The sequence below is a fragment of the Frankia nepalensis genome (assembly GCF_016786325.1).
In the GTDB taxonomy this organism is placed as follows: Bacteria; Actinomycetota; Actinomycetes; order Frankiales; family Frankiaceae; genus Pseudofrankia; species Pseudofrankia nepalensis.
On the sequence record NZ_JADWYU010000126.1, the window covers coordinates 1 to 13,849 of the forward strand.

Genomic DNA, 13,849 nt, shown 5'->3' on the forward strand with positions numbered 1-13,849 from the left:
CCGCCAAACGAAGTGGCCCACGCTCCCGGGAGCGTGGGCCACTTCGTTTGGCGGGCGAGGGCGTTGGAGATCGGATAACATCCTGATCGTTGATCAAGGCGCGCGCCCGGCGGTCAGCGCCTCCGACGGTCGGGAGGACCCGCGATGACGGACTCATCCGTGCCGCACCGCAGCAAGCCGCTGTCCTGGGTCTGGGTGATCCTCATCAGCGCCGGCTCCATCGTCGCCACAGTCGGGATCTGCGTGGCCTCCTGGCCGATCTCGATCGTCGGCGCCGCCGTGACGGTCCTCACGGGCATCGGGGCGCTGGTCACCGGGATCATGGAAGACGTGGACGAGAACACCTGCGGCGACCTGTGGCCGATCGGCCCGCGCGACGCCGCCCGCCGCGGCAAGGCCGCCTGACCGGATCGGCGGACCCGTCGCGCGGGGCCACGGCCGGGCCCGCCGGCCGTTCAGGCCTCCGGCTCGATCAGCGCGCAGCGCGACCGTGAGTAGATCGTCGGCATGCACTTGTTGCAGTGGATGCACAGCGACGTGGTCGTGGGATCCTTCCGCAGCCGCTCGACCAGGTCCGGCTCGCGCAGCAGCGCCCGGGCCATCGCGACGAACTGGAAGCCCTCCGCCATCGCCGTGTCCATGCCGGCCTTGTCGGTGACGCCACCGAGCAGCACCAGCGGCATCGTCAGCTCCGCCCGGAACTGGCGGGCGAGGTCCAGCATGTACAGCGGCTCGTACGGATAGGCCTTCAGGAACCGCGAGCCCACCATCTTCAGCCCGAGCCGGGTGACCCCCTTGAACGCGTTCGCGAACTCCGTCACCGGCGCGTCGCCGCGGAACAGGTACATCGGGTTGAGCAGCGAGCTGCCGCAGGTCAGCACCAGCGCGTCGAGAGTGCCGTCCTCCTCGAGCCAGCGCGCGACCTGGACGGACTCGTCGGGCCCCAGGCCGCCCTTGACGCCGTCGTCCATGTTCAGCTTCGCCAGGATCGCCAGGCGGCCGCCGACCTCGGCGCGCACCGCGCCGGCGATCTCCCGGGCGAACCGGGCCCGGCCCGCGACGGCGCCGCCGTAGCCGTCCTTGCGGCGGTTCAGCTTCGGCGAGAAGAACGCGCTGGCCAGATAGTTGTGACCGAAGTGCAGCTCGACGGCGTCGAAACCGGCCTCCGCGGCAAGCCGGGCCGCTTCGGCGTGTGCCTTGACGATCCGCTCCAGGTCGGCGACGGTCGCCCCCTGCGTCACCGAGCCGAACGGGCTGACCCGCCGGGTCGGCGCCAGCGACGGCAACCGGTTCGAGGCGCTGTTCGCGACCGGGCCGGCATGGCCGAGCTGGGCGCTGACCGCCGCGCCGGTGGCGTGCACCGCGTCGGTGAGCCGGCGCAGGCCCGGCAGCGCCTCCGGGCGCATGTAGATCTGCCTGCGGTCGGTGCGGCCCTCGGGGGCGACGGCGCAGTAGGCCACGGTCGTCATGCCGACCCCGCCGGCGGCCGGCGCGAGGTGATAGTCGATCAGCTCGTCGGTCACCAGCGCCTTCGGCGTGCGGCCCTCGAACGTCGCCGACTTGATCACCCGGTTGCGCAGTCTGATCGGCCCGAGGTCGGCCGGCGCGAACACGTCCGGCGCCGCCACGGGCGCCGGGCGCCGGGCGGCCGTGGCCACCGGGCGCGCCGGGGAAGGCCCGGTCGCGCCAGGGCCCGCGTCCCGGTCAGCTGACGAGGCATCAGTGGCATGCGTCACACCGCCACTATCCTCCGGTGTCCCCCTACATGCGGCTTTTCGCGAGCTTCGGGCTGACAGATCTGACGGTCTGTCAGAAAGATGGGCGTCCAGCGGTTCTGGCGCCGCGAGCCGGCCGCTCAGAGCAGGATGGCGTCGAGGAGCTCGCGGGCCAGCGCGGCGAGCCGTTCCGGATCGGCCTGCGCGAGCATCGGCAGCGTGCCGGCGGTCCGCGCGACGCTGATGCCCAGCAGCACGACCGCGGCGAGCTCCGCGCGCAGCTCGGCGTCAGCGCCCTGACGGCCGACGCGCACGAGCGGCAGCACCCGCTCGGCCACCCGGGCCGCGGTCGCGGCCCGGGCCGCGTCGTCCAGGTCGCAGCGGAAGACGTTCTGGCTGGCGGTGGTGGCCGGGCCGTCCCCCCACCGCTCGACGAGGCGGGCGAGCAGCTCGGTGAGGTCGACGGCCGGGCCCCGGTCGGTCTCCTGCGCGGCGCCCGCCACGCCGGTCTCGGCGCCCGGCTCGCCGGCGGCCGCGTCCGGCCGCCGAGCCTCGTCGGCGGCGCCCGTCCGGCCGCTGGAGGGCGCGGCACCGGCGGCGCCAGCGAGCGTGGCCGGGACGGCGGGTGGGCGGTCGACGCCGCCGACCACCGGGCCGCGGGCGGAGTCGACGACCGGGTCGGCGGCGAGCACGGCCCGGTAGAGGCCGTCCTTCCCGCCGTAGTAGCGCGCGATCAGAGCGGCGTCCACTCCGGCCCGTTCGGCGACGGCGCGCAGCGCCGTGCCCGCATAGCCGCGTTCGGCGAACAGTTCGGCGGCCGCGGACAGCAGGCGCGCGCGGCTGCGGGCCGCGTCCCGGCGCCGCACCGCGGGTGTCGGCGCGCCGCCGACGTCGGCGTGCCCTGGATGTTCGGCGTGCCCTGGATGTTCGGCGTGCCCGGCTCGTTCGGCGTGCCCGACCGTGGGGCCGGCCGGGGTCATGTCGCGCTCGCCGGGCGGCCCGCGCCGAGCGTCGCCGGGGCCTCGGCCGCGGCGGTCACCTCCTGGGCCGGCACCGCGGGCAGGGCGCCGGCGCGGGCCTTGCGGTCCCGGCGCAGCGTGAGGCCCAGCAACGCGCCGAGCAGGCTCACCAGACCGAGCATGAGGAAAGCGACCGAGTAGCCCGTGTCGCGAGGCAGCGGCGTGCCGGCGGGGGTGAAGCCCTCCAGCAACGAGGCGGCCAGGGCGCTGCCCATCGACCCTCCCACGACGCGCATGGCCTGGTTGAAACTCGTGGCGCTGCCGGTTTCGGTGAGCGGCACGTGCGTGATGATAAGCGTCGGCATGGCCGCGAAGCCGGTCCCGATCCCCACACCCAGCAGCGCGGTCGCCGCGGCGATCTCGACCAGGTGGTCGTGGCGGACGGCGAGGCCGAGGCTGGCCGCCGTGGACACGAGCCCGCCGAGGACCAGCACCGCCGCGGTGCCGAACCGCCGCTCGGCCACCCGCGCGACCCTCGTCGCGGCCAGCGTCCCGACCGACAGCGGCATGATCATCAGCCCGGCGAGCGACACGCCCCCGCCGAACCCGTAGCCGGCCGAGGTCGGCGTCTCCACCAGCCGGATGACCAGCGACACGGTGCCGAACATCCCGAAGCCCAGCAGCGCGGCCGCGCCGTTGCTGACCAGGACCGCGGGCACCGACAGGAAGCGCAGCTCGACGAGCGGCGCGGCGCTCGCGTGTTCGACCCGCACCCAGACGGCCGCGAGCACCACCGAGGCCGCGAACAGCCCCAGCACCGGCGCCGACTCCCAGCCCCAGCGCGGCGCCTGGCTGAACCCGAGCAGCACCGCGCCCAGCGCCAGCCCGAGAAGAGCGGCGCCGGGCACGTCGAACGGCCGGCGCGGCGCCAGGGCGGCGAGGCCGGTCCTCGCCGGCGGCACGGCGACGGCGACCAGCCCGACCGCCGCCGCGCACAGCAGGCCCGCGAGCCAGAACGCGTACCGGTAGTCGACGTGGTCGGCGATCACACCGGTCAGCGGGTAGCCCAGCCCGGTGCCGCTGGCGACGCTCACCGACAGCACCGCGACAGCCCGCACGCCCGTCAGCCGAGGCAGGCAGTCGCGCGCGATCGCGAACGTCAGCGGCATCAGGCCGAGGCCGATCCCCATCAACGCCCGCCCGACCAGCAACTGCGGGAAGTTCCACGCCGTCGCCGCGACGACCGCGCCGAGGACCACGGCGCCAAGCCCGCCCATGAGCACACCCTTGCGGCGTGGCCCGTCCCCGAGCCGGCCGAGCGTCGGCCCGGCGACCGCCCCCACAAGCAGGGTGATGGTGAGGATCCACTGCGCGGCCACGAACGACACGCGCTGCTCGCGCACGATCAGCGGGATGAGCGGCGCCCCCAGCGTCCCGATGAGCGACACGACCAGCCCTGTGTAGATCAGCGCCCCCACCAGCAGCCGCGGCCGCGGCACCCGGCCCGTGCCCGCCCCGCTGGCCGTGCGTGCCGCGCTGATCGTGCCTGCCGCGCTGGCCATATCCGCCGTGCCCGTGTCGCCCTTCGCCGCGGTCCGGTCACCTGTGCCCATCGTTCGCCTCTCCCACCGCGCCTCATGTCCACGTGAGATGTCTACTCAGGATGTCATCGTATGATGACATCGCGAGGGTCGAGACGGGTTCGAGCGTGACGGGTGGGACATTCCGAAGCGCCGGCCGACCGTGCCGACGGCCCGTGATCTCGCGAGTCCTGGCCGGCTGCCACGTCGATCCATTCGCGCGCCGGCTTGGGGCGCGTCCCGTGGTTCTTCGGCCGCGCGGCTTGGCCAAGATCCGCGGGGTGCGCCCTACGGAACTTTCCGCGGATCGCGCTCCGCGGTCCCGGACCGCCGATCCGCGCACGCAATCGGTGATCTTCGAACCGTCCCGCCTCCACCTGCCCGGTAGATCGCCAGATCCGTATGAAATTCATGGATAAAACGGACAGAAACCGCCGAATGGCGTACACATTTGTCGATCAAGAAAGTTGTCAGGCCCTCGGCGGGCCGGTGATCATCGGATGTGTACGCGGATCGGCGGCCCAGCAGTCCCGGAGAGATCTACGAGAAGGGCCTTGGGGCGAACCCGCCAACGCGATGCCGGGAAGGGTGTGGCGTGGTCTCGGCGGGGACCGTGGTGCGCCTGGGCCACCGCGCGGTGGCGAATCGCGGAAGTTGGTGGCGGTCCTCGGTGATTCGTCCGCGCAAACGCCTCCTGGGCGATTACAGTCACCCTTGATCCGTTCGCGCCGACCACTTCTCGAGTCGGCCGGACCGCTGATAACGGGGGAGCTTTCATGCGGGGATCTCTTCGTCGCGCCGTCGTCGCCGGAGCGCTGCTTTTCCTTCCCATTACGGCCGCTGCTTGCGGTGGCAAGGGCGATGGTCCCGGAGGTGGGCCTACATCCGAACCGCCGCCGACTTCCACGGCTCCCGCTCCTCCCGCGACCCCGGCCCCCACTTCGACATGCGAGGCCCCGCCCGCCGACGCCGCGGCGGGGGCGGCGGACCCCGTGAACCCCGCGAGGGGGCAGAAGACCTCCGACGAGGTACAGGGGCGAGACGTTTTGTACACTCTCTCGGCGCGCGGGAATCTTATCGCCGATGTCTGGATCACGGTGGAGAGCGAGGCTCCCGACGAGGACTACCTGTACCTGTACTCGCGGGAGGACAGGTTCGCTGATCCCAGCCTGGACGACGGGAGAAAGTACATCAAGCAGGCTTCCGTCGAGAAGGGCTGCGAGCATTGGCGGGTGAACCTCGGCCCGGCGGGCACGGGCAGCGCGGGGTACGAACTGTTCGTGGTGGTGATGGACGAGGCCGCCAAACAGCATTATGTCGACGGGGCGCCCGGGGACATCTGGGCGATGAAGGACCTGAACCTGGTGGGGAACGCCCGCTGGACCTTCAAGATCTATCTTCCGGGCCAGTAGGCAAGGCCGCATGACGGAACCGTCCGGTGATCGGGACCTCGCCCTCGATCCGGCCGACGGCCGGGCCCTGCGCGACGCCTGCGTGCGTCTTCTGCCCTCCCAGTCGGAGATCGTGAACCTGCTGGAGGACATCGAGTATCCGCGCGAGAGCCTTCCAGTGTTCCGGATCAGCTCCGCCGGCGAGGTGTGGGGCGAGATCTTCCGGAAGCTGGAGAACGGGGTCATCCCGACGCCGTGGGGGCGGCTACTCGGGGCCTTGGCCTGGCGGTTCTGGGGCGACGTCGAGGTTCGACGGCTGGCCCAGGAGCATCTGGGGCTGACCCGGCGTCCGCGTCGGTCGCGGTGGCGCCGCCGGCCACGGATGGTCATCGCGACCAGCGCGTTGGTCGTCGTCGCGGCCGCGCCGCCCGGGCGGCTGACGATCCCTGACGGCGGCCCATTCCCGCGCGAAGGGGAGAGCCATCTCCCGCTTCTCACGACCTCTGCCGGCGTGCCGGATTCGGCGGCACCGCCGCCGTCTTCCGGGCCGCCCACAACGACGTCCACTTCCTCCGCGTCGCCCCCGACAGGCCCCTCACGCACGCCGGCGCCGAGGATTTTGCCGAGCCCGGAAAGGTGCACCGGCAAGGGAAACCTCCAGCAGGTCAACCCGAGTCCCAATCGAGGTGACACGCCGAATAAATCGAACGAGGTCACGATTACCGGCGCCGCGTACGAGCTAACGCCTCAAGGGGATAATCTCCTCGTTGACGTCGAGATCACATTTGGTGGGAACATCCCGGATGGGAATTTTCTGTATCTCTACACGCGAATGAACAAGGTCGGCGGGGTAATCCAGAAGAACGACAACAAGTACCTTGTCGACAGTGTCGTCCAGGGCACGGGCTGCTGGCGCTGGGACGACCTCGACGCGGGCAGGCTCGGCGCCGGATACGCCAGTTTACAGCTTTTCCCGGTCCTCATGGACGCAGCCGCCAAGCAGCGTTATGTGGACGGGTCGCCGGGCGATATCTTGGCGACGGAGGACCTCGATAACGTCGGTGAAGCCCGATGGACCTCCGTCTACGTGAACGTCGGACTGGGGAACTGACGGGAGAATGTCCTCCGGCGTGGATGGCTAACGGGGGACCGCGACCGCCGCGAGGACTTCTTCGACGATGTCCTCCGCGTTGCGTCCGGCCAGTACGGCGGCCGAGGACAGGGAGAGGCGGTGGGCGAGGACGGGAACGGCGAGCGGCTTGATGTCCTCGGGATAGACGCTGTCGCGGCCAGCGACCCGGGCGCGTACCTGTGCCGCGTGCAGGAGCCCGACGCTCGCGCGGGGGCTCGCGCCCAGGACGAGGCTTCCCACGCTGGGCGCGACCGCCGGACGCGCCCAGCCGTTGCGCCCGGAACGGGGGTCGGGGTCGTCGGACTGCCCCGCCACGAGCCGTCGAGTCGCCCGAGTGATCCTCAGCAGGTAGTCGTAGACGGGGTCCTTGACCGTGGTCCGGCGCGCGATCCCACGCAGCGCCAGCACCTCCGCCTCGCTGGTCGCCGCGGTCACTGGCCTAGCCTCGCGGCGGTGGTCGCTCCACTGACCGTCGCGCGGCAGCCAGGCTCGGTCCGGAGCGAGTGGGTCATAGGCCGGCTCGCTGCCGGCGCGCGCCTGGTGGCCAGCAACCCGGCCGTTCTCGTCCGGCCGGCCGTGTTCCGCCACGGCGCCACCCCCGGGTACCGTCGCGACCTTGGCCGCCAGCACCCGCTTCTCGGCCGCGAAGTCGGGGTAGCCCATCCGGATCCGCATCAGGAAGCGGTCGAGCTGCGCCTCGGGCAGCGGGTAGGTGCCGTCCATGTCGACCGGGTTCTGCGTGGCGACGACCAGGAACATCTCAGGCAGCGGGTGGGTCACGCCGCCGACGGTGACGTGGTGCTCCTCCATCGCCTCCAGCAGCGCCGACTGCGCCCGAGGGGTGGCCCTGTTGATCTCGTCGGCGAGGACCACGTGCGCGAAGACCGGTCCCGGCATGAACTCCCGCTCGTTGCTGCGCGGCCGGTAGATGTCGGTGCCGGTGATGTCGCTCGGCAGCAGGTCGGGGGTGAACTGGATGCGCTTCATGCTGGCCTGCACGGAGGCCGCCAGGCAGCGCGCGAGCAGTGTCTTGCCGACCCCGGGCAGGTCCTCGATCAGCAGGTGCCCGCCGGCCAGCAGGCACGTGACCGCGAGCCGCACCTGATCGGGCTTGCCCTGCACGGCCGTCTCGATGGTGGAGGCGATCCGTTCGAACGCCTCCGGAAACCCCTCGTCCCGCACCTGTCCCCCGTCCGGTTGCCTGACTGAGCTCATCGATGTGCCGCCAGCGAGCGGCGTGGCGAGTCCGCTTCGGCCCCGGGGCCGAAGCCGTCCCGCCGGTGGCCTCCGTCCCGCCGGTGGCCTCCGTCGCGCCGGGCACCGTTGTTCACCGGTGGGCCTGGTTCGGCTCGTGGCGCCTGAGCGCGGATCGCGGCCACGCAGCCGTCTCGCCGTCGCCAGGCCTTGGCGGCGTCCTCGGGACCGACGGCGGCGTCCGCGCCATAGAGGACAGCGGCCGCGCTGTCGGCCAGCGCGCGCAACGGCTCGGCCAGCGGTCCGCCAGATCCCTGGACCGCTCGCTCGACGAGCTCGTCGATGGTCAGCCCAGCGTCGACCGGCAGCCCTGCATGCCCCAGCTCGCCGACCGTGTCCCTCCACGCGGCCAGGAGCCGCGCGTCCGGCCGGCCGTGAAGTCGCCGCCATCTGCGCCGCCACCGGCGCGTGGCCCAGCGGGCGACGAGTGCCAGCAGCACCAGAAGCGTCGCCGCGAGCACGGCGAGCAGCAGGATCGGCAGCGGATCCCGCCACGGCGGCGGGATCGGCGGCGGCGTGGGATCGGGCGGCGGGGTGTCGACCGGGCCCGTCGGCGCGGTCGGCCCATCCTGGGGACTGCCGGTGGTCGGCGCGGGGCTCGGGGCATCGGCGCCGCCGGTGGAGGCGAACAGGCCGAGGCGAGGGTCGACGGCGGGCCCGGTGAACGCGGCCATCGCGGCCCCCGCCGTCGCCGCCCCAGCGCAGAGCGCGGTGACGGCGACCATCGCGGCCATGGCGGCTCCGGGCCCGCGAACCGGCGGTCGCGGCCGGGGCGGTCGCGACTCGCCGGCCCGAGCCAGCAGGAACAGCGCGGTGACCGCGACCAGGCCAGCGGCCACAGCGACCTGGCGGCTGTCCGCGCGGAAGGCCAGAACCTGCGTTCCGGCGGCCACGGCGACGGCCGGCAGCAACGGAGCGAGCCCAGCGGTCCCGCGGCGGACCAGCGCGGTCCCGGAGGCGGCGGCGAGCCACACCAGCGCCGAAGGGACGACAGCGAGTTCGGCGCTGTATCCGGCTCCCTCCGCCGACAGCGGGAGGCGTGGGCCTTCCCACAAGGCCCACGCGAAGGCCCGAAGGCCGGTCCCATCGGGCAGGCCGTAGAGCAGGGCGAAGCTGGTGAGGAACCAGCCGGCCGCCGACACCGGCGCGGCCAGCCATCCGACGCCGCGTGGCCACCGGGTCGCCGTGAGCAGCGTGGGCACGGCCGCGCAGGCGACGAGTAGCGCGGCGAATCTCGGGTTCGGGGGCGCGAACCCGCCGCCGGCCATCGCCGACGCCGCCGCGACGCAGGCCACCGTCACCGCCTGGCGGCTCATCCGGGCGCGCCGTGGGTGAGGGCCGCGAGGCCCAGCCACAGGGCTGGCAGCGAGTCGACGCGGTCCAAGTCCACGGTGGCGACCGGCTCGCCTCGGCCGTCGGCCCGTTCCAGACGCGTGGCCGGAACGGACGCGCCCGTCCGCACGACGACCGCCGGTCCGCTCCGGTGGGCCCTAGCCGCGGCGAACGCGTCCCGGCTGCCCGGTCCCGTGACCACGACGAGCAGGGCGCCGGTGTCGCGGGCCGAGCCGCGCCGCTGTGCCAGCACGGTGTCGACCAGGGCAGCCGTCCCCCGCGCCGCGGGCCCGGAGCGCCCGACCACGTCGTCGACCGCGTCGTCGGCGCGCACGGCGGCGAGCTCGTCGAGCAGCCCGGTCGAGTCGTGGCCGCCCACGTGTGCCGGCCAGGCCAGGCCACCGGTCGCCCGCAGCCGCGCCGTCAGCCGTCGGCGCACGTAGGCGTCCGTGACGGACGCCGCGACGTCCACCGCGTCCTCGAACGCGGCGTCGCCCGCGTCTCCCGCCGGGTAGGAGCCGCGCCGGGTGTCGAGGAGCACGAACGCGGCGGCCCTCGCCGGGTCCACATGGGTGCGTACCTGCAGCGTCCCGGCACGCGCCGACGACAGCCAGTGCACCCGGCGCAGGTCGTCGCCCGCGACGTACTCCCGCAGCCGTTCGAACTCCGCGAGACCGGGCCTCGGGAGTGCCCGCCCGGCGCCGGCCGTCCACTGATGGCGCGACCACACCAGGGGATCGAGGTCGACCCGTCGCGGGTGGACGACGAGGGTTACCGCCTGCGCGAGCCCGCGCCTTCTCTCGAGCAGGCCGAGCGGGTCGCGGCGGACGGCCACCGCCGGGCCGAGGCACCACACCCCGCGGCGCGTGTCGGTCAGTGCCTGGCTCGCCGTCTCGGGCTTGGCGCGCCGGAGCCGCCGGACGGGAAGCGTGACCGGCGCCGGGCCGCCCGGCAGCTCGACCATGCCCGCGGCCCGCCGTCGACGCCGGCGGTTCTCGACGGTCACCGTTACCGTCACGGGTTCGCCGCGGGTCACCGGCATGATCGCGCCCGTCGACACGACAAGCCCGTCGCGGCCCGCCACCGCGAGCCCCGCCGCCCCCAGAGCCAGCGCGAAGCCGGCCGCGAGAGCGACCAGGCCGGGGTAGCGCAGCCCACCGCCGGCGGCTCCCAGGATGACGGCCAGCGTGACCGACCAGGTTCCGGCGGCCGTCACGCGGGGCCTGCCCCGGTCGAGCCGGCCGGTGACGGCGTGACCTCGGGGACTGGTGCCGCGCCCTCGCTGGCCGGCGTGGTTACCGGCGTCGTGCCGGTCCGTGTCGTGGAGGCCGGTGGCGTCGTCGTGCTGGAGGGCGTCGTCGTGCTGGAGGACGGTGACGAGGGTGGACGGGGAGGGCTCGGCGCTGGGGTGGGCAGGGTTCTTTTTACGGAGAACGTGGCGATGGTGTCGGAAAAAGAGTCGATCGTGTTCCACTTGCCCGCGGGGATTCCGTTCCCGCGCGCGCAGTCGGGCAGCAGGTCGAGCGAATCCGCCGCCTGCGCGTACACGACCCGGATCTCGAACCGTTCGGCGCCTTCATAGGTGTTCTCGCGGCAGCCAACGCTGATCTCCGCGCTGAGCAGGCCGGTCGCCGGCTGGACGTGATGCAGAAAGTGCCTGGTGTCCGGAAAACTGAACACGGCGATCTTCGCGCCGGGCGGTAGATCTCCGTCGATCGTGGCCTGCAGGGTGTGCAGGTGTTCATAGGTCACGAACTCCCAGAGATTGTCGCTCTGGGCGCTGCCGTCGATCTTCAGGGGTGGAATCAGGTAGGGCGCGATCGGATCGTCCTCGCCGCCGCTCGGGCTGGGCGATCCCGTTCCAGGCCCGGTGCCGCTCGCGGATGGCGAGACCGAGGGCCGGTCGCTCGGGGGCCCGGTGCCACCGGTACTGGTCGCCGTGGACGTGGGAACGTTGGGCCTCGGAGCGCTCGGAATGCCGGAACTGGGGTTGCTCGACGGCTGGCCGGGCGGCCCCGAGGATCCGGCCGGGCGGCTGGTCGGCGCCGCGCCAGCGCCCGTCGTGGACGGGGCCGGAAGGGTACCGCCACCGTCGGTGGAGGTCGCGCCGGGAGCCGGGGTGGGGTGCGCGACAGGTGGCGAGACGCCGGCCGTCGGCGGGGTGCCAGCCGACGGCGAGGCGTCGGAGGGCGGCGGTGGGCTGTTCGAAGGTGGCGGTGTGCTCCGAGGTGGTGGGGTGCTGGAGGGCGGAGGCGTCGAGCTCGGCTGACCGGTCGAGGAGGGCGCCGTCGTCGGTGGGGAGGACACGATCGGCGTGGCCACGTCCACCAACTGCTGCCCGGAAGTGTTGGTGATCGCGATCGCCACAACCACCAGGACGAGTAGCGGTGCGGCGCCGATCAGCAGGGACGTCCGCAGCTCATCGACGCGCATCGCGCACCGTCGGCCCGTGCTCGCCTGGGTGTGCTCGGCTCGTGGCGCGCCTACGCGGCTGCGCGCAGGCGTCAGCGACCTGTGTCATGGCTGCCCCCGTATCCGGCCATCTGGCCGACTGCCGCTACCACCATTCGTAGCGGCGTTATTACCGACCTTAGGGTGCGGATCGGCCCTAAGTGCGGCCAATCACACAGCGTTGGGGATCGCTTAATGGTCATTTCAGGCTGAGCTGGCCGCGGCTCATGTGTCATGCCGCTAAGCAAGCCGGCGGAGTTGGCACCAACGTGCCGGCTTTCCTTTTGAGCGTTGATTCATCATTTTGTGTGTCTTTGACGGATTTGGCGCGTGGCGCGTGGCGCGTGGCGCGGCGCGGTCAGCGGGCGAGGTCCTGGACCGCCTCGACCGGCCGCGCGAGGGCCGGGCCGGACGCTGTGGTGATGAGGGCTGCTTTGTCTGCCGTGGTGCGCGGGTGGCGGGCGGGGAGGGCCAGCGCGATGAGCAGGGCGGCGACGGCGGCGGCGGCGCCGAGCAGGAAGGCGAGACGCACGCCGGCCTCGGAGGGCACCTGGGTCGGGCCGAGCGAGACGGTCAGGTGCGCGAGAACCATCGCGATCACCGCGCTCGACGTCGAGGTGCCGACCGAGCGCATCAGGCTGTTCAGCGAGTTCGCGGCCGCGCTCTGCGACAGCGGGACGGCATCCATGATGAGCGCGGGCATCGCGCCGTAGGCCAGCGCGACTCCGGAGCTGATCACCAGCGAGAACGCGACGACCCCGATCGTCGAGCCCATCAGCGGCAGCGCCAGCAGGTAGCCGGCCGCGACGACGGCGCTGCCGATCACCAGCGCCCACTTCGGGCCGCGGCCGCCGATCAGGCGGGCCGTCACCGGTGAGAACAGCATCATGCCCAGGCCGCCGGGGGCCATCCACAGGCCGGCGGCCAGCAGTGACTGGCCGAGGCCGTAGCCGGTGGCCTCCGGCAGCTGCAGCAGCTGCGGGACGACGAGGCCGTTGGCGTACATGGCGAAACCGATGACGATTCCGGCGAGGTTCGTCAGCAGGACCGGGCGGCGCGCGGTGGTGCGCAGGTCGACCAGCGGCGCGCTGACCCGCAGCTCCCAGGCGCCCCACGACGCCAGCACGACGACGGCGGCGGCGAGCAGGGACAGCGTCGTCGGGCTGGCCCAGCCCCAGTCGGTGCCCTTGGTGATCATGAGTAGCAGCGCGGTCAGGCCCACCGACAGCGCCACCGCCCCGGCCAGGTCGAAGCGGCCCTCGGCGCGCGTGGGCGGCTCGGGCACCACCAGCGGCAGCAGTACGGCGAACACCAGGCCGGTCGCGCCGGAGATCCAGAACAGCACGTGCCAGTCGGCGTTCTGCGCGACCACGGCGGAAAGCGGGAGGCCGAGCGAGGCGCCCACCCCCATCGACGAGCTCATGACCGCGACCGCGCCGGGCAGCCTGCGCGGCGGCAGTACATCCCGCATCACGGACAGGCCGAGCGGGATGACGCCCATACCGACGCCCTGCAGGGCGCGGCCCACGACGATGGGCACGAGCGAGCTGCTGAGCGCGCACAACGCCGAGCCCGCGACGAGGGACCACGTCGAGACGAGCATCATCCGGCGCTTGCCGTAGAGGTCGCCGAGGCGGCCGAGCACCGGCATGGCGACCGCGGCGGTCAGCAGCGTCGCGGTGATCACCCAGGAGGCGTTCGACGCGGACGTGCGCAGGAGGCTGGGAAAGGAGGGGATGAGCGGGACGACGATCGTCTGGGAGACGGAGATGACGATGCCCGCGCTCGCGAGGACGCCGACGATCCACGCTGGGTGCCCGGTGGCGGTCGACGAGGCCGGCTGGGACGCTCGGGCACTCACGTGATCAGCGCTCACCTTCGTCGTCGACGTGGGGACGCCGCCTTGGCACCCACCGGCCGGCCGCCAGAACCAGCGCCGTCAGAACCAACTCCGCCAGAACCGGCACCGTCTGACTTGGGGCCGCCGGGCGGCATGAGGTGGCACGGCATGATGTGTCATAGCACTGCTTATGAC

At 72.8% G+C, this 13,849-nt stretch carries 12 protein-coding genes; 4 read left to right on the forward strand and 8 right to left on the reverse strand.

The window, feature by feature from the left end; genetic code table 11:
* Window positions 1-144 precede the first annotated feature (144 nt).
* Window positions 145-405, forward strand: a complete 261-nt coding sequence (locus tag I6A81_RS16620) for a hypothetical protein (RefSeq protein ID WP_203000776.1) — start codon at window positions 145-147, stop codon at window positions 403-405.
* Window positions 406-455: 50 nt separating this feature from the next.
* Here the strand turns inward: I6A81_RS16620 and I6A81_RS16625 are convergent, their stop codons facing one another.
* The 3 genes from I6A81_RS16625 to I6A81_RS16635 form a co-directional block, all read right to left on the reverse strand.
* Window positions 456-1,628: an NADH:flavin oxidoreductase gene (locus I6A81_RS16625; protein WP_407661317.1), complete on the reverse strand. Its 1,173-nt coding sequence runs from the start codon at window positions 1,626-1,628 to the stop codon at window positions 456-458.
* A gap of 227 nt (window positions 1,629-1,855) precedes the next feature.
* Window positions 1,856-2,695 (reverse strand): helix-turn-helix domain-containing protein, encoded by an 840-nt coding sequence (locus I6A81_RS16630; protein ID WP_203000778.1) that lies wholly within the window; start codon window positions 2,693-2,695, stop codon window positions 1,856-1,858.
* Window positions 2,692-4,287 (reverse strand): MFS transporter, encoded by a 1,596-nt coding sequence (locus tag I6A81_RS16635; protein WP_238428448.1) that lies wholly within the window; start codon window positions 4,285-4,287, stop codon window positions 2,692-2,694. Before I6A81_RS16635 ends, I6A81_RS16630 begins: the two co-directional genes overlap by 4 nt.
* Before the next feature lie 1,064 nt (window positions 4,288-5,351).
* Here I6A81_RS16635 and I6A81_RS16640 point away from each other — a divergent pair.
* A complete protein-coding gene (locus tag I6A81_RS16640; protein WP_203000780.1) occupies window positions 5,352-5,666 on the forward strand; it encodes a hypothetical protein in 315 nt (104 codons plus the stop codon).
* A gap of 10 nt (window positions 5,667-5,676) precedes the next feature.
* Window positions 5,677-6,756: an effector-associated domain EAD1-containing protein gene (locus I6A81_RS16645; protein ID WP_203010229.1), complete on the forward strand. Its 1,080-nt coding sequence runs from the start codon at window positions 5,677-5,679 to the stop codon at window positions 6,754-6,756.
* Between the two features lie 27 nt (window positions 6,757-6,783).
* Here I6A81_RS16645 and I6A81_RS16650 read toward each other — a convergent pair whose 3' ends face one another.
* The 4 genes from I6A81_RS16650 to I6A81_RS16665 are packed head-to-tail and all read right to left on the reverse strand — an operon-like array spanning window position 6,784 to window position 11,115.
* Complete coding sequence (locus I6A81_RS16650) at window positions 6,784-7,959, reverse strand: AAA family ATPase (protein ID WP_307874712.1); 1,176 nt, start codon at window positions 7,957-7,959, stop codon at window positions 6,784-6,786.
* Between the two features lie 29 nt (window positions 7,960-7,988).
* On the reverse strand, window positions 7,989-9,347 hold the full coding sequence (locus tag I6A81_RS16655) for a DUF4129 domain-containing protein (protein WP_203000786.1): 1,359 nt from the start codon (window positions 9,345-9,347) through the stop codon (window positions 7,989-7,991).
* Window positions 9,344-10,579, reverse strand: coding sequence for a DUF58 domain-containing protein (locus tag I6A81_RS16660; RefSeq protein WP_203000788.1), 1,236 nt, complete (start codon window positions 10,577-10,579; stop codon window positions 9,344-9,346). Before I6A81_RS16660 ends, I6A81_RS16655 begins: the two co-directional genes overlap by 4 nt.
* Window positions 10,576-11,115 (reverse strand): hypothetical protein, encoded by a 540-nt coding sequence (locus I6A81_RS16665; protein WP_203000790.1) that lies wholly within the window; start codon window positions 11,113-11,115, stop codon window positions 10,576-10,578. Before I6A81_RS16665 ends, I6A81_RS16660 begins: the two co-directional genes overlap by 4 nt.
* 118 nt (window positions 11,116-11,233) lie before the next feature.
* On the opposite strand from I6A81_RS16665, the gene I6A81_RS16670 reads away from it, so the two are divergent.
* Entirely contained in the window at window positions 11,234-11,632 is a 399-nt protein-coding gene (locus I6A81_RS16670) for a hypothetical protein (protein WP_203000792.1), read from the forward strand.
* 540 nt (window positions 11,633-12,172) lie between these two features.
* On the opposite strand, the gene I6A81_RS16675 is transcribed toward I6A81_RS16670, so the two are convergent.
* Window positions 12,173-13,675: an MFS transporter gene (locus tag I6A81_RS16675; RefSeq protein WP_203000794.1), complete on the reverse strand. Its 1,503-nt coding sequence runs from the start codon at window positions 13,673-13,675 to the stop codon at window positions 12,173-12,175.
* Window positions 13,676-13,849 lie beyond the last annotated feature (174 nt).

Coding starts and splice junctions, on each gene's coding strand:
- I6A81_RS16620 (WP_203000776.1), top strand. CDS start 145: ATGACGGACTCATCCGTGCCGCACCGCAGCAAGCCGCTGTCCTGGGTC.
- I6A81_RS16655 (WP_203000786.1), bottom strand. CDS start 9,347: ATGAGCCGCCAGGCGGTGACGGTGGCCTGCGTCGCGGCGGCGTCGGCG.
- I6A81_RS16635 (WP_238428448.1), bottom strand. CDS start 4,287: ATGGGCACAGGTGACCGGACCGCGGCGAAGGGCGACACGGGCACGGCG.
- I6A81_RS16645 (WP_203010229.1), top strand. CDS start 5,677: ATGACGGAACCGTCCGGTGATCGGGACCTCGCCCTCGATCCGGCCGAC.
- I6A81_RS16630 (WP_203000778.1), bottom strand. CDS start 2,695: ATGACCCCGGCCGGCCCCACGGTCGGGCACGCCGAACGAGCCGGGCAC.